Source organism: Synechococcus sp. YX-04-1 (assembly GCF_030546365.1).
In the GTDB taxonomy this organism is placed as follows: Bacteria; Cyanobacteriota; Cyanobacteriia; order PCC-6307; family Cyanobiaceae; genus Parasynechococcus.
In genome coordinates this window covers 1-907 of the sequence record NZ_JAUONZ010000017.1, presented here as the reverse complement: position 1 = coordinate 907, position 907 = coordinate 1, and the positions used below count along the sequence as shown (strand labels likewise).

Here is a 907-nt window from a genome sequence, read left to right as displayed (position 1 = left end):
ACCCTTACGATCACACCTTGTGTTTGGGTCTGATGGAGCTCACCTACCGCCCCCGTCGTCTTCGGCGTACGCCCGCCTACGGACGGTTCCCGATGAAGGCCGTGTCCGACACGCTCGGGGTCTCGCGCTCGAACCTGCACGAGCGGGTGAGCGGCAAGACCAAGCCGCGTCGGCGCTATCATAAAGCGCAAGATGCGGCGCTGCTGCCGTTGATCGAGCGGCTGGTCGCGAAGCGCCCGACCTATGGCTACCGGCGGATCACGGCGGTGCTGAACCGAAAGCTGCGCGCCGGTGGCCTGGCGCCGGTCAATCACAAGCGCGTCTACCGGATCATGAAGGCGAACAACCTGCTGCTGGCACGCAAATATACCGAGCGTCCGGAGCAGGGCCATGACGGCAAGGTGGTCGTCATGCGCTCGAACCTGCGCTGGTGCTCCGACGGCTTCGAGTTCACCTGCTGGAACGGCGACGTGGTGCGCGGCGCCTTCATCATCGATGCGCATGATCGCGAGGTCATCGCCTGGCGCGTGGTGGTGAATGCCGGCATCAGCGGATCGGACTTCCGCGACATGATGCTTGAGGCGGTGGAGAGGCGCTTCGGTGATTGCCAGGCGCCACACCCTGTCGAGGTTCTCACCGACAACGGCGCGCCCTACACGGCGAAGGATACGCGCATCTTCGCCCGGCAACTCGGCCTGCGCTCCTGCTTTACGCCGGTGAAGAGCCCGCAGAGCAATGGCCTGTCCGAAGCCTTCGTGAACACGCTCAAGCGCGACTACGTGCGCGTGACGCCGTTGCCGGATGCGGAAACCGCGCTCCGGTTGATCGATGGTGTCGCGTTTGACTTCGCGTTGATGAATTATAGAAGTATTGGAATGTTCGAATTCGAATTCGATTGGGTCTTCAA

The 907-nt window shown here is 62.7% G+C and carries 1 pseudogene; it reads left to right on the top strand.

Features of this window, described 5'->3' with window-relative positions:
• Window positions 1–74 precede the first annotated feature (74 nt).
• A pseudogene (locus tag Q3Y53_RS13010) lies at window positions 75–827 on the top strand (IS3 family transposase); the annotation flags it as partial.
• Window positions 828–907: the final 80 nt, after the last annotated feature.